The organism is Butyricimonas sp. DFI.6.44 (assembly GCF_022132345.1).
In the GTDB taxonomy this organism is placed as follows: Bacteria; Bacteroidota; Bacteroidia; order Bacteroidales; family Marinifilaceae; genus Butyricimonas; species Butyricimonas muris.
In genome coordinates this window covers 556835-577885 of record NZ_JAKNJD010000001.1, presented here as the reverse complement: position 1 = coordinate 577885, position 21051 = coordinate 556835, and the positions used below count along the sequence as shown (strand labels likewise).

General features: G+C 45.2%; 13 protein-coding genes. 8 read left to right on the top strand and 5 right to left on the bottom strand.

What is annotated here, in order from left to right:
- The 5 genes from lepB to L0M98_RS02475 all read right to left on the bottom strand — a co-directional run bounded on the left by lepB (position 1) and on the right by L0M98_RS02475 (position 6594).
- On the bottom strand, positions 1-858 hold the full coding sequence (lepB, locus tag L0M98_RS02495; protein WP_186975617.1) for a signal peptidase I: 858 nt from the start codon (positions 856-858) through the stop codon (positions 1-3).
- Positions 859-866: 8 nt separating this feature from the next.
- On the bottom strand, positions 867-2633 hold the full coding sequence (locus tag L0M98_RS02490) for an O-antigen ligase family protein (protein WP_227214833.1): 1767 nt from the start codon (positions 2631-2633) through the stop codon (positions 867-869).
- Positions 2634-2699: 66 nt separating this feature from the next.
- The gene (locus L0M98_RS02485; protein WP_186975599.1) at positions 2700-4274 is read right to left on the bottom strand and encodes an OstA-like protein; all 1575 of its coding nucleotides are present in this window, start codon (positions 4272-4274) and stop codon (positions 2700-2702) included.
- A gap of 27 nt (positions 4275-4301) precedes the next feature.
- A complete protein-coding gene (locus tag L0M98_RS02480; RefSeq protein WP_186975598.1) occupies positions 4302-5639 on the bottom strand; it encodes a peptidylprolyl isomerase in 1338 nt (445 codons plus the stop codon).
- Between the two features lie 112 nt (positions 5640-5751).
- Positions 5752-6594 carry a peptidyl-prolyl cis-trans isomerase gene (locus L0M98_RS02475; RefSeq protein ID WP_227214831.1) on the bottom strand — a complete coding sequence of 281 codons (843 nt, stop codon included), beginning with the start codon at positions 6592-6594 and terminating at the stop codon, positions 5752-5754.
- A gap of 105 nt (positions 6595-6699) precedes the next feature.
- On the opposite strand from L0M98_RS02475, the gene L0M98_RS02470 reads away from it, so the two are divergent.
- The 8 genes from L0M98_RS02470 (at position 6700) to L0M98_RS02435 (ending at position 20814) form a co-directional block, all read left to right on the top strand.
- Positions 6700-8607 (top strand): RecQ family ATP-dependent DNA helicase, encoded by a 1908-nt coding sequence (locus L0M98_RS02470; protein ID WP_227214987.1) that lies wholly within the window; start codon positions 6700-6702, stop codon positions 8605-8607.
- Between the two features lie 294 nt (positions 8608-8901).
- The gene (locus L0M98_RS02465; RefSeq protein ID WP_227214830.1) at positions 8902-10074 is read left to right on the top strand and encodes a FecR family protein; all 1173 of its coding nucleotides are present in this window, start codon (positions 8902-8904) and stop codon (positions 10072-10074) included.
- Between the two features lie 41 nt (positions 10075-10115).
- On the top strand, positions 10116-12782 hold the full coding sequence (locus L0M98_RS02460; RefSeq protein ID WP_227214828.1) for a zinc-dependent metalloprotease: 2667 nt from the start codon (positions 10116-10118) through the stop codon (positions 12780-12782).
- A gap of 108 nt (positions 12783-12890) precedes the next feature.
- Positions 12891-16220: a SusC/RagA family TonB-linked outer membrane protein gene (locus L0M98_RS02455; RefSeq protein ID WP_227214827.1), complete on the top strand. Its 3330-nt coding sequence runs from the start codon at positions 12891-12893 to the stop codon at positions 16218-16220.
- A gap of 22 nt (positions 16221-16242) precedes the next feature.
- Entirely contained in the window at positions 16243-17697 is a 1455-nt protein-coding gene (locus L0M98_RS02450) for a RagB/SusD family nutrient uptake outer membrane protein (RefSeq protein ID WP_227214825.1), read from the top strand.
- An 18-nt stretch (positions 17698-17715) separates the two neighbouring features.
- Complete coding sequence (locus tag L0M98_RS02445) at positions 17716-18498, top strand: DUF4843 domain-containing protein (protein WP_099292623.1); 783 nt, start codon at positions 17716-17718, stop codon at positions 18496-18498.
- Positions 18499-18522: 24 nt separating this feature from the next.
- Positions 18523-19947: a hypothetical protein gene (locus L0M98_RS02440; protein WP_227214823.1), complete on the top strand. Its 1425-nt coding sequence runs from the start codon at positions 18523-18525 to the stop codon at positions 19945-19947.
- Positions 19948-20274: 327 nt separating this feature from the next.
- Positions 20275-20814 (top strand): sigma-70 family RNA polymerase sigma factor, encoded by a 540-nt coding sequence (locus tag L0M98_RS02435; protein ID WP_186975595.1) that lies wholly within the window; start codon positions 20275-20277, stop codon positions 20812-20814.
- The last annotated feature ends 237 nt before the right edge of the window (positions 20815-21051 follow it).

Genomic DNA, 21051 nt, shown 5'->3' with positions numbered 1-21051 from the left:
TCATTTTATCTTCTTGAAAAAACGGCGCCACACGTAATCTTTCGTGTACGGGTCTTTCGAGGTGAGAATGAAAGAGGCTTTGCCCACGATGAAATCTTCGGGGATGGGACCGATGTAGCGGGAATCACGGGAGTCGAAAACTTTATCACCGGCGATAAAATACCAGTTTTTCCGGAAAGTGTATTGTCGGATAAGGCTGTCATCGAGATAGATTTGTCCTCTTCTGATGTAGAGAGGGGTTTGGGTTTCGTGGGTGATTATTCTTTGATACAGGGAGTAATTGGACGTGTCGATCGGGATGGTACTTCCCGCGGCAGGGATGTAAAAGGGACCGAAGTTTTGAATGTTCCAACCGTGACGGGTATCGAAAGGAAAAGCGCGGTAAATTCCGTCGGCATAATCTCCCCGGTAGCGGTGCAAGCGTTGTTGATCCTGCATATTGCCGTAACCGCTTTTGCCGTTCACGAAATTGATGCCTTCCCGGATAGACAGCGTGTCGCCCGGCAAGCCGATACAACGTTTCACGTAAAAAGTTTGCGGGTCCATTTCCCATTCCCCGTGTTGATTATACTTGGGAAAGTTGAAGACGATCACGTTGTTTCTTTCCAGAGAACCGTATCCCGGAACCCTTACCGTTTCCGGTCGTGCCCCTTCCAGAAAATCGAAGTTTTTATAGAAGCGTGCTCCCATGTACAGCTTATTCACGACAATAAAGTCACCCGGCTCGATGGTCGGGTACATTGAGTCGGAAGGAATACTGTAAAAATCCACGATAAAAAACCTCATGATAGCGGCAATCACGATAGCTAACAGGAATGCCCCGACGTATTGCAATATGTTCTTGACAACTTTTTTCATTTTACCTCTTAGTAGTTCCGGATAAGTAAACGCATATCTCTTTGCATTTCCTCGACGGCGGAGGAGAATACTTTCGGTTTTTTGTTGATGACGAGGTTGGCGGTGATGATGGCTTTATCGATTTGTCCGCTTTCGGCGTACATTTTAGCGAGAAGGTAGAGGGGGTAGATTCGGTTGGGAACCATGCGGGATGCCGTGAGGAAGGTGGCTTCTGCCAAGTCGTATTGTTGCATTGCCTGATAGTTTTTTCCCATGATATTGTAGATCATCGGGTCGGAGGAAAGAACGGCAGCTTCACGAAGTACCCGGTTACTTTGGTCCGGGTTGTCCGTGCGGGAGAGGCATTGCCCGTACTCGAACAGAAAGGCGGGATGATCTTTCAGAATGGGGTATATCGCCCTGTAATTGTCCACGGTTCGTTTGAATATCTGCATGTTAAAATAGATTTGTTCGCTTCTCCAGCGTTTGAATGCTTCTACGCGTTCTGTTTTTCCCGAGGTGAAGTACCACACGGGAACAAGTAAAAACAGGTAGAATATTCCCACTATCCATCGGGGGGACGGGGCGGAAGACGATGCCGTACATTGTGCCGTGAGTAGCGAGAACAGGATGGCTAACGGCAACACGTTGAACGGGTAGGAGAAACAGGAGAAGATGAGAAAAGCGATTAACGCTCCCACGTGTCCCGCTTGTTTGTGTATTTGGGCTCGATAGGCATTCCGGATGGCGGAGGCGATGATGCCGAGAAAAAGCAATAGCCCGATAAGGCCGTTTTCCACGGTGATTTGAATAAACTCGTTGAACGCGGATTCCGGGGCATCGGCAACGAGTTCTTCTTGTGGCGTGTAGTTGTCTTGCGTGAAATAGGCTTCCTGCGCTTTCCCGTAAGGTCCGGCGAAGTTCCCGAAACCGGTTCCTGTTACCGGGTGTGAAGTTATGATGGTTGTGGATACTTTCCAAATTAAAAGACGTCCGTCGGCGGAGCTTTTTTTCATCATATATGTACCGATCATTAAAATGCCAATGACCAGAAAGATGACAATCGTGGCGACAGGGGTAATAATGGGATGCGCCCGATAGAACGCGATGCATTGCTGACGCAGGTGATAATGGTATCCCACTACAATTGCACACCCGACGATGGCTGCCACCCATGCACTCCGGCTCATGGTAGCGGGCAGGACGAGAAGGAGGGCGATTACCACGCCGATAGAAATGATATGAGGCCATTTGTGTGTCGTGAGGGCATAGTGTAAGGCCAGAGGAAAGATAGCGACCAGAAAGCCGGAATAGGGCCCCGGGTTAAAGAATGAACCTGTCAGGTCGAACTGGTTATGAAATGAAGGAGTGAGCCCGTATAGCTGTGCCGCGCCCCACAGCGCCTCGATAAATCCGACAGCCAGAAGGGCGACATTGACGAAGTTTCCGGAGGAGAAGGAGGTGAGTATCCTGAAAAGGAAATAGGTAACCCCAACGAGCACGAGGATTCCCGCCCGGGCGTGTATTCCTTGCCCGAAGTAGTGCAGGTTCAGCAGGCTGTACGCTATATAGAGAAATACAAGTAGATCCGTGAGCGTGAAACGGAAAGGACGGATCAATGCCAACAATACACAGGGTATTGCAACCCAAGGAAGTATCGAGTAGAACCAAAAGATTTTCGCTATACGGTTTTCCAGTTCCCCTCCCGTGATGAATGTAGAGGACAACAATAATAGCGATAAGATGAAAACAATTGTTCCTAGCGTGTAAGTCTTAATATTCTCCTTCAATAGCATTTTACGTCGTTTTATGCAAAAGTAGGAAAATATATATAATATGTATAATGGAAAGTTGATAATATTCTAAGAATTATCGCTTGCTTCGTCTTCTTCCTCTTCTTGTTTAGGTGGTTGAGGGGTGTTGAAGATATCGTATTTATCGAGGGGTTGCAGGTATTTCAACCAACGGAAATCTTTCAGACGTTCTTCTCTCGGGTCGACAAGGAAGAGGGGAGTCAGGTCACCGTCGGGTTTGTTTATGAAAATGATATCTGTTACCCGTCGTTTCTCTATCATGATACGGATGTTGGAACTGGTGGCACGATTGACACCGATAATAGCACCTTGGTCATCCGGGTAGTAAATGGTTTCGCCACTCCCGTCCACGTATACCATGTATAACTCGTTATCCTTGAAATACCCGGTCATATTTCTTCCTTTGATCTGGTCGAACATTTCGGTATCCCATCGTCGTCCGACCATGAAGGCTTTGTTGTTCAAATAGAATTGTTTGATTTGCCCGTTACCCGTGAGCAGTGATATTTTTTCGGCAGTCATCTGGTAACCGGATGCCCATGTAACGGGTTCATTGTACAAGGTTACGGTTGAATCTGCGGTCAGGTATACCATAGAGTCACATACGCCTTGTATATCTTGGCTAAAGAATCTGACCTTATGAAACGCACGTAGTATTTGATTCTTGGCGGAATCTTGTTCCATATACAGGGTATCGCCGTGCAGGAACAGGGAATCCTGTTTGCTGCAAAGGATAAGTAGGGCGCTGTCGGTGACGAATGACTGGTTGGTTTCCCGGTTCATCTGGGCGTAATGTCCTTTCACGATCACGTCGTTGACCGAGTCTATCAAAGTGATGTTCCGGTACAGGTTTGCCATGCCGCTGATACTGTCAATTATCATGGTGTCGCCGTATCCCGTGTAAGTAAGGTGGGTGAGGCGGTTATTTTTATACAACTCGGCATGCCCCAAGTTGGAGTCGTACCATCCGTCTTCGGAGTAGAGAGTGTTGTTGTCTTCGCCTTTGCCGTAAATATTGGTGGGACCGAGGATGTACACCAGTTTCGTCTCGGTATTGTATTTCAATGTATCGGAATAGATATCGTAATCGGGGGAAACCACTTTCACGCTATCCTTGAAGAAGGCGAGCTTGGATTGCGTGAAGTAGGTGCCTTGTTTGCTATCCAGCGTGTTTACTTCATCTTTCAGGTTACCCCAGTTGAAATAGTACCCGATGTCGAAAATCCCGTCATAATCCAGATAATTGGTCTTTAGCGTGATTTGCGGGTCTTTGAGGGTTACGTTCCGGCGTACTTGTATCATTTTTTTGTTCGAGTCATAATACATGTAATCCCCTGTCATGTGGATACTGTCATTCTTTATGACCCGCACATGCCCGAAGGCTTCAAGGTAATTGGTATCCGGTCGTTCTACTTGATAAAGACTGTCGCACCACATGAGTACATCATCGTGCTTCATGTGTACGTTCCCGATAAATTTTCGCAGGCTATTCTGGGTATCCATGCTGAAATTATCGGAATTCAGAATGTTTACTTTCGACTTTTTTACTTGTGCCATACCGTTTACGGGGAATAATCCCCATAACACGCATAACATTCCAACCCAAATACCTGCTCTTGCCATGAAAAATAGTCAATCTTAGATCATCAATTATTTAATCCAACCGTCGTAGTGGAATTTGATGTTTTTGTATTCATCGTCGATATGGATATAGGTATTCGCTTGTCTTTCCTTGATCCATTTCTCGATAACTTCCTGTTCTTTTTTTCTTTTCAGCCCGTTCTCGAAACTCATCCAGTCATCTTCAAGATTAGCCGTGTGAGCGGGGTAATACGCTTTTATTTTGATGATTTTGTACTCGTCGCCTATTTCTGTTCTGTCGAGGAAGGGTTCGGAGATTTCACCTACTTGCAAGCTGTTTACCTGACGTGCCATATCTCCTTTGATTAACTCTTTCGGTAATTTGGAATCCGCGTCGTATGCGTTGAAAAGGAGTCCACCATTTTTACTGGTTTTTTTATCGGTTGATACCCAGAAAGCGGCTTCTTCGAATGTCCATTCCCCGTTTTTGATGGTAGTCACCAGACTGTCCAGACGTTGAAGGGCTGCTTCACGGTCTTTTTCTTCAATTCTGGGACGTAACAAGATATGACGAACGTTTACTTTATCTCCTTGGCGGTCGATGTATTGGATAATGTGAAAACCGTATTCCGATTCCACGATTTTGGATATTTTTCCCGGTTTCAAGCTGAATGCCGCTTCGGCAAATTCCGGTGTCAATTCGTTCTTGGACATATAACCCAATTCTCCACCTTTAGCGGCGGTTCCCGGGTCTTCCGAGTAGAGTACTGCCAACGTGTTGAATGATTGTTTGCCTTCAAGGATGTCATCGCGGTATTGTCTAAGCAGGTTCCGGATACGTTCTTTTTCCGTGTCGGCAATTTTGGGTTTAATCACGATTTGTTGTATCTCGTATCTGTCGCCCACTTCCGGTAAACTGTCTTTGTTGAATTTGCGGTAGAAATAACGTACTTCCGAAGGGGTAACCCGAACGTTTTCCACTATTTTCTGTTGCATCCGATTGGTGATCATTTGTTCCCGCATCGGGGTACGCATTTCGTTTTTGATTTCCTCGTATGATTTACCGAAATAGCTTTCCAGTTTCTCACGTGAACCGATGTTTCTCACGTATTCTTCCAACTGAGAGTTTAATTGTGCTTCTACCTCTGTGTCGCTAACAGCAATACTATCTATTTTGGCTTGCGCCATCAATAGCTTCTGAACCAGTCTGTTCTCGAATATTTGAGCTTTGGCATCGGCTTGGTTAGCGATTGCGCTTCGCGTCTGTTCATGTAAAAAATCGTTCTCGATGTCTGATTTCAACACGATTTCTTCTCCGACCACAGCGATAATCTTGTCAATCACGTTCTTTTGTGCTGAAGCATAACTAGCTAAAAATAAAAGTATAAGCAGTGATAAATATCTCATAATCCTTTAATAAATTTATACTCAATAAAAACGCTCTAAACTAATACTTTTTCTTCAAATCTAAGAATAATCCGTTCGTTTTCGCTTTTTTATTTTTAATTTTCAAATCCTGTTAATAAATTTTGACGTAATCTTTACGTGTTCCTTCTGCGTTTATGTCTTTCTCTAGGTTTTCCTCGAAGGCTATTTTGCGTTTGTTCAATAATAGTATTTCGATTTCTTTTTTCACGTACCCGAGGGGAGCAGTTTCGTGTTCTTGGCGAGTTTCGTATATTTTCAGGAAATAGTAATTCTCGTCATTTTCCGTTTCTATCAACTCTTTGTTTTTATATTTGGCTTCCCAATCACTGCCCGTGATGGGCAACAGGTTCAATATATCGCGCAAGGGTATCCATTGGTCATTGAAGTTATCGTATTTTTTAGCCGAAGTAATGCAATACTCTTCCAGTGCCGCTTGATCTTTGGCATCTTTCGAGCGGAACCATTTCCGTACGTTGTCAATATTGATAGCCGATTTCGGCAACACGATAAACAATGCCCGCACGACGGGAGTGTTGAGTATAAAGTTGAACTTGTTGTTGTCGTAATATCGCGCTATCTCGGCATCGCTGATACCCCGGTCGAGTTTTTGAGCCACGAGTTTCTCCTTGTATTTATGGATGAGGATGGACGAGGAGTAATCTTCCACTTGCTTGCGGATGTTCTTTTCTTCATCGCTTAGATTCTGGATTGCCTTGTGGAGCAGGAGTTCCTTGGTTATCCAGTTTCTCACGTAACTTTGTGCCATGATCGTGCTGTCTGCCGAGGGGGTGCCGGCGGGGATGATACTATTTACTTCCGAGAGGAATAAATATTTATCAAATGCTTTGGCAACGGGCTTTTCCTCTTCGGGAAAATTTTCTTTACACGCGCCCAGAAAAAGGGTTATCAACAATATATATTGTAATTTCATCATCTCGCTTGAATTATATTCGGGCGAAAATAATAAAAAGCGATTTAATTCTATCGATTCGTGGCAGTTTTTTCGTGTATTTTGTATTTTTGTGGAAGATTTCGAATGATGACCCGCGATATAAAGGATATATTGAAAACGTACTGGGGATATGATGAGTTTCGTTCCCTGCAAGAGGATATTATCCGCTCCGTGATGAGCGGGAGGGATACACTTGCCCTTATGCCGACGGGCGGGGGGAAGTCCCTTACTTATCAGGTGTCGGGATTGGCGATGGAGGGCGTCTGTCTGGTGGTGACTCCTTTGATCGCGTTGATGAAAGATCAGGTGGAAGATCTGAAAGGGAGAGGGATTTCGGCAGAGGCGATTTATACCGGGATGAAGACGGAACGGGTGGCATCTATTATTAATAAGTGTATTTACGATACGGTGAAGTTCCTTTATGTTTCTCCCGAGCGTTTGTATTCCGAGCGTTTCCGTGAAAAATTACGGATGATGAACGTGTGCATGATCACGGTGGACGAGGCTCACTGCATATCGCAATGGGGATATGATTTTCGCCCCGCGTACTTGCGAATAGCGGATGTGCGGGAATACTTCCCCGGGGTGGTTATCCTCGCCTTGACCGCCACGGCAACCCCGGCAGTGGTGAAAGATATCCAGCAACAACTTCGTTTCGAGACTCCCCGTGTCCTGTCAAAGAGTTTCCGTAGAGAGAATATCTCGTACGTGATTCGGGAAACGGAGGCGAAACCGCTCGAACTTTATAACATATTGTCCAAGGTGTGGGGAGGGGCTATCGTGTACGTGCGTACACGGGAGAAAGCCTCGTCCGTGGCCGCTTTCTTGAATAAATCGGGAATAAAATCCGATTTCTATCATGCCGGTTTGTCTTCTTTACAGCGGGCACGGCGTCAGGAATTATGGAAGAACGGGGAAGTACCCGTTATCGTGGCTACCAATGCTTTCGGAATGGGGATTGACAAACCGGATGTGCGGGTAGTGGTGCATTACGATATCCCGGACAGTCCCGAGGCATATTTCCAAGAAGCGGGACGAGCCGGACGGGACGGGAAGCGGGCGTATGCCGTGTTGTTGTCTTCTCCCCCGGCCGTGGGTGCGTTAAAAAGGCGTATAGAGGATGCGTTCCCGTCGAAAGAGTATATTAAACGGGTGTACGAGGCTTTGTTTAACTATTATCAATTGGGTGAAGGCGAGGGCGAGGGGCTCGTGTCGGAATTTAACCCGGATGTATTCGTGACAAATTTCAAGTTGAACTTGGCGAAAGCGATGTCTGCCATTGAAATATTGGACGTGGCGGGATATCTGACTTACACGACCGATTTGAATACTCGTTCCCGGGTGATGTTTATCGTCGTGCGTGATCGTTTGTACGATATTGACACGGGTAACCCTTTAATGGAGAAGTTATTGGTACTTCTAATGAGAAACTACGCGGGTATTTTTGTTCAAGATGCTTATATTGACGAGGGCTTTTTAGCGGATCAACTGGGGATAAAGCGGAAAGAGTTGTATGATGTTTTCGTTACTCTGGCTAAACGCAAGATTATCCGTTACGTGCCGGGGGACACGAAACCTTATGTTATTTTCCACCGTCCCCGCTTGCCTCTGTCATACGTGTCTATCGGTCGGGAGGCTTACGAGGAGCGCAAACACGCGTACGCGAGTAAGATCGAGGCTATGGTGCGTTATTGCGAGGACAAGGAAACGTGTCGGCAATTGTTGTTGATGGAATATTTCGGGCAGAAGGAAAGCGAAGCCTGCGGTATATGTGACGTGTGTATCAGTCGGAAGAAAGCGTCGGTAAGGGAGAAACCTGTCGGGACGGACGAGCGGATACTGCAATTGCTCGCGGGGCGGGATGTTCCTGTAAATGAATTAGTCCGTGGAATAGGTGTGTCACCGGAGGTGGTCGTCGAGCGGATTCGGGCATTACTGGATGAAGGGAAGATTCGATATGTCACTCCGTCTGTTCTTGGATTGATAAGTCGGTAAAGTTTACCTGTAACTTATGTATGGTAAAGGGTTCGTTATCCCTTACACAACCCTTTCGCTACCTCATGAACGTAGCATGAACGTATCATGGACGTATCATGAACGTAATCCGTCGTTTATGCTGCCTTTGTGGTATGTTAAACCAGTATTTTTAAGGTAAAGTAGGGGTAGAGGATAATATAGGGAACACAAAACTAAAGATATATTTCGAGTTTTATTTAGTGAAAGAAAAAAAGTTTTAGAATCATCGGTACCTTTTTTCTCGTGAAGTGTTATAAGGGAAATAGCGATAAGATGAGAAAAGAGAATGATGATATTATTCGTTTGATTGTACGGAGTCTTCGGGGGGAATTGACCCCGGATGAAGAGGTACTTTTTATATCGTGGAAATCTTGTTCGAAGGCCAACGAGGAGATGTACCGACGTTTGGAACGTGAATACAAGGAACATGCGGAGTACGCGCTGTACAAGCAATTTGATACCCGCAGGGAGTGGGCTGTCGTGGAGAAAGGTATTCGGAAAAGACGTTCTGCACATCGTTTGTATCGTGTGGCAATTGCCGCTTCGTTCCTCGTTTTGGGTATTGCTTCTTATATCTTGCTCGCTCCCGAGAAGGAGCCTCCCCGGCAGTTGGCAAAAGTCTTGCCAGTCGGCGAGTATTCTTTCAGCAAGAAGGCTTCTTTGATTTTGCCCGGGGGCGATACGTTACAGATTACACCCGTGATGACAGACACACTAATCGAGCGATTGCCTTTCGTGAGTAATAACGGGGAGGCGTTGGTGTATCACGAGAGTTCAGGTTCGGATACTCTTGTGTATAATACCTTGGAGATTCCGCGGGGAGGGGCTTATTCCCTGCAACTGGCGGACGGAACGAAGGTCATGTTGAATTCCGAATCGCGGTTAAGGTTCCCGCAGGCGTTTAACGGCGATACCCGGGAAGTATTCCTTGACGGGGAGGGATTTTTCCAAGTGGCTAAAGACGCGGAGAAACCTTTTATCGTGCATTGTACCGATTACAAGGTGAGAGTACTGGGTACGACGTTTAATATCTCGGCTTACACGAGTGACGACGTGTCTATGACCACGCTGGTCGAGGGACGGGTGAACGTGGAGCGGGGGGACACGAGGGTGTTGCTGATTCCCGGTGTGATGGCCTCGGTGACACGTTCAGGTATCACCACGCGGGAGGTGAATGTCGATTCGTATATCTCGTGGACGAAAGACCAGTTTAGTTTTAGCGAGGAACGATTGAAGGATTTGTTAAAAAAGATATCCCGCTGGTATGACGTGGATTTCGTGTTTGACAACCCGGAAATCGAAGAATACAAGTTCTCGGGATTTATTCCCCGGTACGAGAATATAACAGCCGTATTGCAAATCATGGAGCAGGCTGCCGACGTGGTATTTAAAACAAGTGATGATAAGAAGATTACGGTGTACGATAGTCATGAGAAAGTACACTAAAGGTATAGAGTGAAAAAATAAGTTTGGTTTAAATTTTTGAAATGAAAAGATGGATTACCTTAAGTATGGTGATGCTATTTGTATTGCCATGCCCGGAGCTAACTTTTGCTTCCGCTAGAAAGAAGAAAAAAGCCACCACGGAGGTGAAGAAAGAACCCGTGAAGCGGCAGAGTAAGTATGACAAGCTGGTGAAGAATAAGCTGTGCGTGACGGCACGGGGCAATTTTGTTACCTTGCATAAGGTGGACGGGAAACTTTATTTCGAGATTCCCGCGAAGTACCTGAACCGGGAAATGTTGTTGGCATCGACGATTTCTGAGGCGAGTGACAATAACCTGTGCGCTATCGGGTACAAACCGAAACCGCCTATGCATATCAAGTTCACGAAGACCGATAGCACGATATTCATGAGAGAGGTGAACGTGACGGCCACCTGTAACGAGAACGAGGGACACATGAAAACCGCGATGGAGCGGAGTTTTATGGACCCGATTATCAACTCGTTCAAGATTTATTGCTACACGAACGATAGTTCTGCTTTTCTGGTCGATATGACCTCCCTGTTCACGGGGAACGTGGAGAAGTTGGCGCCGATAGCCAATTCGGGGGGAACGGTGGAGATCACGGCGGCGTTTAATAGTTCCGGGTCTATTCTGGATGATATTAAAGCGTTTGACGATAACGTGACGGTGAAATCATACCTTTCTTATTCCGTGACGGCGAAGATGTTGGGTATACTTTTATTGAAAAGGAACGAGCCGTTGACGGTGAAGGCTACGCGCACGCTGTTGTTGTTGCCGGAGGAGAAGATGCATCCCCGTGTCAGCGATTCCCGCGTGGGGGTGTTCCTGACGAACGCGAAACAGCATATCTCGACCGATCAGGATAAGATTCAGGCCTATACTCTGGCTACCCGTTGGAAGTTGGAACCCAAGGATATGGAAGCCTACAAACGGGGCGAGTTGGTGGAACCCGTGAAACCGATCGTGTATTATCTGGACGATGCTTTCCCGGAAGCGTGGAAGGAGCCGATGCGTCGGGGTACTTTGCGTTGGAACAAGGCTTTCGAGAAGATCGGGTTCAAGAACGCGGTACAAGTGTTGGATTTCCCGAAGGACGACCCGAATTTCGATCCTGATAACTTGAAGTATTCCTGCATCCGTTACGTGCCGGCAGCGATATCCAATGCCATGGGTCCCTCGTGGACAGACCCGAGAACCGGGGAAATTATCAACGCGTCCGTGATTATTTTCAATGATGTGGCGAAGCTCGTGAACCAATGGCGTTTCTTGCAGACTTCACAAGTGGATGAATCCGTGAGAGGGAAGAAGCTACCGGATAACGTGTTGGCGGAATCTTTGGAGTATATTATCGCTCACGAGATTGGTCATACGCTTGGTTTGATGCATAATATGGCTGCTTCGGCCGCCTATCCCGTGGACTCGTTGCGGTCGGCAACTTTCACTCGAAAGTATGGCACGACTCCCTCTATCATGGACTACGCCCGCTTTAATTACGTGGCGCAGCCGGGAGATAAAGGGGTGAAGTTGACTCCGCCCGATCTAGGTGTGTATGACGAGTACGTGATTAAATGGTTGTACACGCCACTACCGGGACTTAGCCCGAAAGAGGAGGCAGCCGTGTTGGAGAGTTGGATAGACGAGAAAGCGGGCGATCCGTTGTACCGCTACGGGAAACAGCAGGTGATAGAGCGTTATGACCCGAGTGCTATCGAGGAAGATTTGGGGAATGACCCGATTAAGGCGGGGGAGTACGGGATACGGAATCTGAAATATATTTTGTCACACTTGAACGAGTGGATTCAGGATGATGCGGACGGCGCTTACAAGGAGCAGATGTATAACGAGTTGGGGAACCAGTATTATCGTTATTTGCGCAACGTGATGTATAACGTGGGTGGTATTTACCTGTCGGAAGTGAAGGCGGGAACACCGGGTAAGACGTACCAATCCGTGCCGAGAGAGGTGCAACGGAAATCTTTCTTGTGGGTGTTGAATCAATTGAAGAATAGTGATTGGCTGCACAACGAAACGTTGACCGACCAGTTCTCGTTGCGGGTTGCCTTGCCTCCGATCGTGCGCTATTACACTGGAACCGAGTTGTTGGGATGTTACAAGAACGTGATGCTTTCTGCCCATGTATCCAAGAATCCCTACACGATGAAAGATTATTTTGACGATATGTACGCCCAAGTTTGGGAAAGTGCTATTAAGAACCGGAAGCCGACCGAAGGGGAGAAGATCTTGCAACGTTTGTCGATAGACCAGTCTGCCGACGTGATCACGAAGAAGTCAAAATTGGTGAAAGTGTTGACTGATGAGGATGTGCCTGCCGTGGGGAACGAGGCGTATATGCCTTCCGTGGATGAAATTGTCACTTACGGTCTGGACGAATCCGGTTTGGTGAGCGTGTTCCGGGATGAATTGCGGGAGATAGAACGCGAACGGGGACGCGGCTTCGTGGCGAAACAAATGGCTCTTAATTCTTTCAAGTACGGCTACGGGTGGCAATACCGCGTGAATACCCGCACTATCGATGATTCCAAAACCCGTTTCCACGCTTACGCTATTCGGGTGAAGAATTTGTTGAACAGTAAATTGTCTTCGGCAGATACCGAAACGAAGGCACACTACCAAGCGATGCTTTACACGTTGGATGAGGCGTTGAAAGCGTTGAATGAGAAATGAGTTCATAAAGTTCATAAAGTCTGTAAAGTTCATAAGGTTTAGAACCTCGTCACTTTATAAACTTTATGAACCTTATAAACTTTACGAACTAACTTAAATATGTTGAATATGAAAATGAATCTGTCTTTGAAATCCGGTGACAAGCCGCGGCGAATGTTTAAGGTTTGCCTGTCGCTTTGTTGCATTCTTCTATTCAGTTTTTCCGGTTTCTGTGATTCGTTGTCCCGGAAATACGACGAGAAGACACCTCTGAATTTGAAATTCGAGAAAGCCACGATGTTGCAGGTGCTGAATACGTTGAAGAAGGAAACCTCGTTGGATTTTGTTTACAACCACGAGGAAATTAAGGGAATCCCTTTGATCACAAGAGAATTTAAAAATGCCACTATCCGGGAAGTTCTTGATTATTGTTTGAAAGATACACCATACACCTATTCATTTGTCAATGACGTGGTGGTGATCAAAAAGCGTCAGGAAACCAAAACCGTGGAAAAGATCACGATCACGGGAGAGGTAAAAGACGAGGAAGGAACCCCGCTCGCCGGAGCCACGGTACTGTTGAAAGGTACGACTTTGGGGGTGGCTACCGATGTGGATGGAAAGTACAAGTTGGAAATCCCCGTTCAGAAAGAAATGGTGTTGATTTTCAATTTTATCGGTATGTCGAGCCAGACTTTCACGATCACGAAATCACAAGAGTTGAACGTGGTGATGAAAGAGGACACGAAGGTGTTGGAAGACGTGGTAGTCACGGGGTATTACACGCAGTCGAAGAACGCGTATACCGGTGAAATCACGACCGTGAAGGGGGAGGATTTGTTGAAAGTGTCTTCAACCAACGTGATACAGGCTTTGGCTGCCTTGACTCCGGGGTTGAGAATCATGGAGAATAACGAGCAAGGCTCAAACCCGAATGCTATCCCCGAGATCTTGATTCGGGGTGCCAATTCTATCATGACGGAGAATCAAGCGGACGTGAATACCCCTTTGATAATGCTCGATGGGGTGGAAATCTCGATAGAAGAGTTGTATGACTTGGATATTCATGATATAGAGAGAATAGACGTGTTGAAGGATGCTTCTGCCGCGGTATTGTACGGGGAGAAGGCATCCAACGGTGTGATTCTAGTAGAGCGTTCACGGGTAAAAGGAACGAAGCCCCGGTTCAGTTATAATTTTACACCCAATTTCAGTTATCCCGATTTAACTTCCTTGCGATTGACTAATGCAACACAGAAGTTGGAATTGGAACGCCTTGCCGGGTTGTATGATAACGTGGATGGTAGTCTTGATCCGGCTTATTATTATAAATTGGATAACGTGCGGCGGGGAGTAGACACGGATTGGCCTTCCAAACCTTTGCGTTGGGCTTTCTCGCACAATCATTCGGTGAATCTGTCCGGTAGGGGCAACGGGATCGAGTACAAGGCGAACGGGAGTTTCGGAGATTCTTACGGTGTGATGAAAGGGGATAACCGTAGAAGATACGGGTTGAATTTCACTTTCGCTTATCATTTGAGCGATAAGTTGACTTTCACGTATCGTTTCGCTTTTTCGATGACGGATAGTAAAGCGAGTCCTTACGGGGATTTCTCCACGTACACGAAATTGAACCCGTATAACCCGGTATATGATGAGGACGGGGAATATATCAAACTTTATTATTTTGATCCGTTGTCCGGTAGTTCTTCAGATTCTAAGAATCAAGGCAATCCGTTGTATAACGCGACTCTATCCAGTTTTAACAAGGGGAGAAGTAAGTCGTTCACGAATTATTTGAGTATGCGTTGGGATATTTTCAAGTCTTTCTTTATCACGGGAGATATGAACGTGAAGATGACGGAGTCGTGGAGCAAAGTGTACGTGTCGCCGGATGATTCTTCATTCGAGGGGGCTACCTTGAACAAGCGGGGAACCTATTCTTTCACGAATAACGAGGGAACCAGTTGGGCGGGCAAGTTCGTGTTGAATTATCGTTTGCCCTTGAATAAAGACGGTAACACGGTGTTATCTTTGAACGCGGGTGCTGATATCGGTATTAACAATTCTTCATCAATCACGACGAAAGCGGAAGGATTTCTGAAAGACGGGATGACGGATATTAAATTTGCATCGCAGTATGCCAGTACTCGTCCCTCGGGAGGGGATAAGAAATCCACGGAGGTAGGTTTTTTCGTGAATGGTAGTTTCGAGTTGTTGGGACGTTATTTTTTGAACGGTTCTTATAAGTCTGCCGGCTCATCAAAGTTCGGGAGCGAACATCGTTTTGCCCCGGTATGGACGGCGGGTATCGGTTGGAACGTGGATAAAGAGAATTTCATGAGTAATGTCAGTTGGTTGAATATGCTACGTTTACGTTTCAGCGTGGGTTCCACGGCTAACGTGACCTTCTCGCCCTATCAAGCGATGACGACTTACGAGTATAAGACCGATTTGATACATTACGCGGGAATTGGTGCCGTGCCTATCACGATGGGAAACCCGAATTTGAATTGGCAGCTCACGACGAAATATAATTGGGGTTTGAGTGCGACGTTGTTGAACGAGCGTGTGAATATTGATGCCAGTTACTACAAGAATAAGACGAAGGATGCTTTGATGCCGATCTCTTTACCGTGGTCGGTGGGTGTGTCTTCGGTGCAGGTAAATATGGGTAAGCTGGAAAATTCGGGATACGAGTTTTCAATATCGGGACAAATCATAAGACAAAAGGATTTGTATTGGATGGTAACCGTGAACGGTTCGCACACGATGGATAAATTGACAAACGTGTCCACTGCATTGAAGGCTTACGAGGTAACCCAGTCTTTGGGGGCACGTCCTTCTCTGAGATTTGAAGAGGGAGGTTCACAATTCGCTATCTATGCCATGCGGTCGGCAGGTATTGATCCGGCTTCCGGAAAAGAAGTTTTTATCACCAAAAACGGGGAATATACTTTGGATTATGATACGGATGAACGGGTAGAAGTGGGCAACACGAACCCTATTCTCGAGGGAAGTATATTTACCAGCCTTACTTACAAGGGGTTCACGTTGAATATCACGACGGGGTACAAGTTCGGGGGAGATGCCTATAATAGTACGCTTGCCGATAAGGTAGAAAATATTAACCCTTGGGAGAATGTGGATCGCCGGGCTTTTACCGACAGGTGGAAGGAACCGGGTGATTTGAAACGTTTTTTGGGAATTCCGGAAAGCAAAAGTGATGCTCAACGTTATTCGGCACGTTTCGTGGAACGTGATAATTTATTCGAGATCAAGAGTATTTCTCTTACTTACGAGTTTAAACCGGAATGGTTGAAGCGGATTGGTGTCAAGCGTTTGAACGTGGGTTTCGGGATGAGCGATATCGCGCGTTTCTCTTCCATGAAGTTGGAAAGAGGAACTTCCTATCCTTTCGAGAGGAGTTTTAATATCACGTTTAGACCGACTTTTTAGCAAACTGTAAATAGAAAAGAGTATGAAAAAGATAATGATTCTACTGTGTATATCGTTTTCCTTCTGCTGTTGCGACAGTTTTCTGGATGTGAATCCGGATTCGGAAGTGATTAATGGCGATATGTTCAACTCGGCAGACGGGGTTGAAGATGCTCTCTACGGTGTGTACATGACGATGGTAACCAAGGATATGTACGGTCGGTTGATGTCGAATATGATACCGGAGATATTGGGACAGAATTTCGTTTCCACCTATTCGTATCTGCCTTATCTGGGGCGTTTGGAGTATGACCGGAGTGAAACCCGGGGAATGTACAAGAGTATTTGGAAAACGGGATACTTGACGATCAGCTACTTGAATAATATTATTGAGAATCTGGAAGGAAAGAGCGAGAAGGATTTCCGTTATTATGATTTGTACATGGGCGAGGCTTTGGGATTGAGGGCTGCTATTCATTTCGATTTGTTGCGGTTCTTTGCCGTGCATATCAATTCCTCGAACGAGTCGGCGAAAGCGAAAGCTATCCCGTATGTAACGGAATATGATTTCAAAGTAACGCCTTATTCTTCCGTGGCGGATGTTTACGGGAAGATTATTGCCGATTTGGAGAAGGCGGAAACTTTGTTGGCGGATGACGAAACGTATATGCCTGCCAATAGGGTCGGGAGCGAGAAAGGTTTTACCGGGGCACGGGTATTGCATTTTAATCTTTACGCGGCACAGGCTATGTTGGCTCGGGTGTACTGGATGAAAGGTGATTTGGCAAAAGCCAAAACGTATGCCGATAAGGTGATTCGTTCCAATAAATTCCGTTTTGCCAATAAGACGAACTTGAGTAGTTTTATGCAGAAAACAATTTCTTTGGACGAAACGATTTGGGGATTGTATAATGCTGAAATATATTCCGACTGGTACACGCAACATATCAATCGGCAAGGATTGGGTGAGTTGTGTGATGGTTTCGCGGATATTTATAAAGACGCGGGTCCCGCGCCGGGGAGCGATTACCGCTATTCGGCTTGGTTCGAAACTTACGAGAAGAGTGGGGTTAGTAGGGATATATGCGTGAAAATGATGGGACGGGTATCCGATACGACTTCTACAACCACGAGTTATGGCGGTGGTCCTTACTTGGGAACCAGTATGGTGAGAATCCCCGAAATGTATTATATTATGGCAGAGGCTTTGTTGGATGAAGGGGATGTAACGGGTGCAACGTGGTATTTGGATACGGTGCTCAGCGCCCGCGGAATGGTGAAGTTCGAGAATCGTACACCTGCTGTTGAGATCACGTTGGATGATATCATGGCGGAAAGAAGAAAAGAGTTGTTCGGGGAAGGACAATGGTGGTTCTGCTTGAAACGATTGAACAGTTCGGTAAGATTGGCGACTTCTTCGGCCGTGATTCCCGGTAGCGATAAAATTTATGCTTTGCCGTTACCGACAGAGGAAGAAGATTATCGCCCTAATGAATAACTATTAAAGTGAGTCGTTATGAAAAATAAATATTTGATATATATCGGAATAGTCCTTTTCTCGGGAATATGGGCTTGCAGTAACGATGCTGTTTATTATGACGCAAACCAGAAAAGGTCGATTTATTTCACGTGGGATAGATTGCATGCAGTCGAGAAGACGGCTAATGATACCGTGTTTTTCAGTTTTGCCTTGTACAACGAGTCGGAAATCGAGTACAAGATTCCGGTAAAGGTGATCGGGATGCCGATGAACGAGGAACAGGAGTACGAGGTGGAAATGGTGGCGGACTCTTCGACGGCCGTGTTGGATAAGCACTTTAAATTTGGCAAGTTGGTTATCCCCAAGAATGAAGTGGATGGGGAATTGTCGCTCGTGTTGGAACGTACGGATGATATTATGGATAGTCCCGTGTACATCTACTTGCGGTTTAAGGAAAACGAAAACTTCCAACCGATAGCTAAGAATTTTTATCGATTGGCTGTTGTGGACGGGGCATTGCCTGCTCCCCAGTGGTGGGCAGCCAATTATTTAGGTGTTTACGCGCAGAATAATGACAGGTTGTACCGGAAGATGTTGGAATATTTCTGGCAGTTGGAGGAGTTGAAACCGGTTTTCTATGCCGATGCGGTGAAGGAATACGGGCTTTACTTGGAGGATGCTCCAGCCGGATTTTACCAAAGGGCGGGTAATATAATCTGGATCAATTACGTGTTCAAACCGGCTTATGATTTTTATAGTGATCCGGCGAATACTTACGAGGGATTTGCCATGGTAAATCCGGATAGGTTTATTCGGTAGTAAAGAAATTAAAAAGAATATGTTATGAAAACAAAATCTTATATAGTTCTGTTATTCTGTATCATGGCAGGAATGTATTCCTGTTATGATGACGACTCAACCTTGGGGAGGAATAATGTATCGAAGGTTTCTATTTCGGCGGCTTACGACACGCTTACCACTTATTTCGGGGAAGAGTTAGTGGTAAATCACGTGAAGGTGGAACAGTCGGGAGAGGAGTTGCCGTTGACTTACGAATGGGCATACGGGGAATTGAATATGTCGAGTGGAGCTTTAAAGCCTTATCCGATCAAAGACACGCTTCATGTTGTGTCGACAGAATTGGAATTGAATTATGCTTTTCGGAAATTGGGGACGTTCGGTTTAAGGTTGAAAGTGGATAACGGTGAAACAACCGAATTTAAGTATTTCGTGTTACAGATTGACACGGAATATGCCGAGGGGATCACGATGCTTAGTAAGAATAGCGAGGGAAAAGGTCGGCTTTCGTTCATGAAAACCTTGACAAGAGAGGAGATTAGTGCGGGGAAAGAGCCTTATTTCCAAGATGATATTATGGAGGTTTGTAACCCGGATATGGAATTAAAGAACGTGACCGACATGATACAGCATGACGGACGCTTGATGATTAGTTCCGGTAGTGACGCGAGAATATATAATATGGATTCCAGAACTTTCGGTATCGAGATGGCAAGTTCCTTTGCCGCGAGATTCCCGAATGCCGCTCTTCAGCAATTTATTGGAATTTCGAGTCAGGATAATATGCACGTGTATTCTTCCGACGGAAGGGCTTATGTTTATGAAACGATGCTGGATGAATTACTCGTGTTGGATGCTTTTGCGGATTTGGATGTTGATGCGGGGATTCCCTATAATAAACCCGTGTTCGTGAATTACGAGAATTCAACGTATTATATTGCCAGTACATCAAAGTATATTGTAACGAGTGGAAGTAATTTCGCAGATTTGGATATTATACAGACTTGCTTTATCGGTACGAACTTGTATATATTTGCCACACGGAAAGATGATCCTTCCAAGGTATATATCGGTCGTACAACTTCAAGTAGTTTTGGTAAACCAACGGCTGCCAATATGAAAGAATACACGGTTACGGGAGAGATATGTATGGATCGTAATTCCATACTGGTAGGAGTAAAACCCCATACTTGTGTATATTACACGTATAAGAATGCGATTTATAGATATAAACCTTACGAGGAGTTACCCACGCAACCTGTTATAACGGTGCCGGATGGAATGGAAATAAAGACTCTTTCTTTGGATCCTGACCACGGTTATCTTTATGTCGGTGTGTACGAGAAAAATAGTACTGAAACCTTGAAAGGCAGTCTTTATATTTATGACACGGAAAATAGTCGCTTGGTGGAAACGCACAAGAATATAGGGGATGAACCCGTGACTGTGATTTATAAAGAGAGAGTGTAGGAGATTTTGGATTTAATGATTTTAGATTTAAGATTCCTGTAATCTGATTTAAGTATTCCGGCTCTTTCTCTGTTTGTTGAGGAGGGGTTGGAATATTTTCTAATGACAAGGAGTACATGTTGAAAAGAAGCCGTGTGAGCGAATCATTAAACCTTCGATTATTGATATCCAAATATAGTAAAAATCCAAATCTTTTTCAAATAACTAAAGAGATATTTAATAGTTTACAATCAATATTTTAACACTGTATATTGTTTTAGTCGTGTTAGTTTTTTTGCACTCTCTTTTAACGAACGTTTATTAATACATAAGTAAATTTGTATGTTGATGAAACAAAAAGCGTTGTATGATGGTTTTGTGAAAGGTGACGAGAAAGCCTTGGAGATATTGTATGATCAATATTTTGCCACGTTGGGGGTTTACGCGAGTCGTTTCTTGCGTGAAGAGGATATGTGTGTGGATGTCGTGCACGAGAGTTTTATAAAAACTTGGGAGAAACGCGGGCAGTTTACTTCTTTTCAGGCGATTATCGGGTTCTTGTATACTTGTGTCCGAAACGCTTGTCTGAACGAGTTGCGGCATTTGGATATAAAAAACAAAGCATTATTACAGCAAGCTTCTGTTTGTGATATTGAAAACGAGATTATTGAAAATGAAGTGAAACGGATTATTTGGGCGGAGATAGCCAGATTATCCGGTGATTATCGTGATATTATGGCCATGAGTCTGGAAGGGTATTCCACGAAAGAGATATCCGAAGAATTGAATCTTTCCGAGCAGACGATTAAAAATAAAAAGGGGGAAGCTTTAAAGCAACTTCGTAAGAATATGGGCCCCTATCAATGGTGTTTGCGCTGTTTTTTCTAGTCTTTTTGCTATGTCCGGGTAGCAAATTACGAAAAAAGTTTCCCTACCTTTCGTTTTCCTCAATAAATAATTTTTTGCCTTCTTTTTGTTGGTGAAATTGCAATTTCTTTTGCCGTCTTTTCCTGATGCAGTAAGTCAATGAAATAATTTGTCAGGGGAATTGACGGTTCTTAATTATTCTATTACTTTTGTTCGCTATGTTGTAAAATACATGTGTTAAAATGTAAATTACGGGAA

Excerpts from the sequence above, each read along its gene's own strand:
- lepB (WP_186975617.1), bottom strand. The coding sequence starts at position 858 with ATGAAAAAAGTTGTCAAGAACATATTGCAATACGTCGGGGCATTCCTG.
- L0M98_RS02490 (WP_227214833.1), bottom strand. The coding sequence starts at position 2,633 with ATGCTATTGAAGGAGAATATTAAGACTTACACGCTAGGAACAATTGTT.
- L0M98_RS02485 (WP_186975599.1), bottom strand. The coding sequence starts at position 4,274 with ATGGCAAGAGCAGGTATTTGGGTTGGAATGTTATGCGTGTTATGGGGA.
- L0M98_RS02480 (WP_186975598.1), bottom strand. The coding sequence starts at position 5,639 with ATGAGATATTTATCACTGCTTATACTTTTATTTTTAGCTAGTTATGCT.
- L0M98_RS02475 (WP_227214831.1), bottom strand. The coding sequence starts at position 6,594 with ATGATGAAATTACAATATATATTGTTGATAACCCTTTTTCTGGGCGCG.
- L0M98_RS02470 (WP_227214987.1), top strand. The coding sequence starts at position 6,700 with ATGACCCGCGATATAAAGGATATATTGAAAACGTACTGGGGATATGAT.
- L0M98_RS02465 (WP_227214830.1), top strand. The coding sequence starts at position 8,902 with ATGAGAAAAGAGAATGATGATATTATTCGTTTGATTGTACGGAGTCTT.
- L0M98_RS02460 (WP_227214828.1), top strand. The coding sequence starts at position 10,116 with ATGAAAAGATGGATTACCTTAAGTATGGTGATGCTATTTGTATTGCCA.
- L0M98_RS02455 (WP_227214827.1), top strand. The coding sequence starts at position 12,891 with ATGAAAATGAATCTGTCTTTGAAATCCGGTGACAAGCCGCGGCGAATG.
- L0M98_RS02450 (WP_227214825.1), top strand. The coding sequence starts at position 16,243 with ATGAAAAAGATAATGATTCTACTGTGTATATCGTTTTCCTTCTGCTGT.
- L0M98_RS02445 (WP_099292623.1), top strand. The coding sequence starts at position 17,716 with ATGAAAAATAAATATTTGATATATATCGGAATAGTCCTTTTCTCGGGA.
- L0M98_RS02440 (WP_227214823.1), top strand. The coding sequence starts at position 18,523 with ATGAAAACAAAATCTTATATAGTTCTGTTATTCTGTATCATGGCAGGA.
- L0M98_RS02435 (WP_186975595.1), top strand. The coding sequence starts at position 20,275 with ATGAAACAAAAAGCGTTGTATGATGGTTTTGTGAAAGGTGACGAGAAA.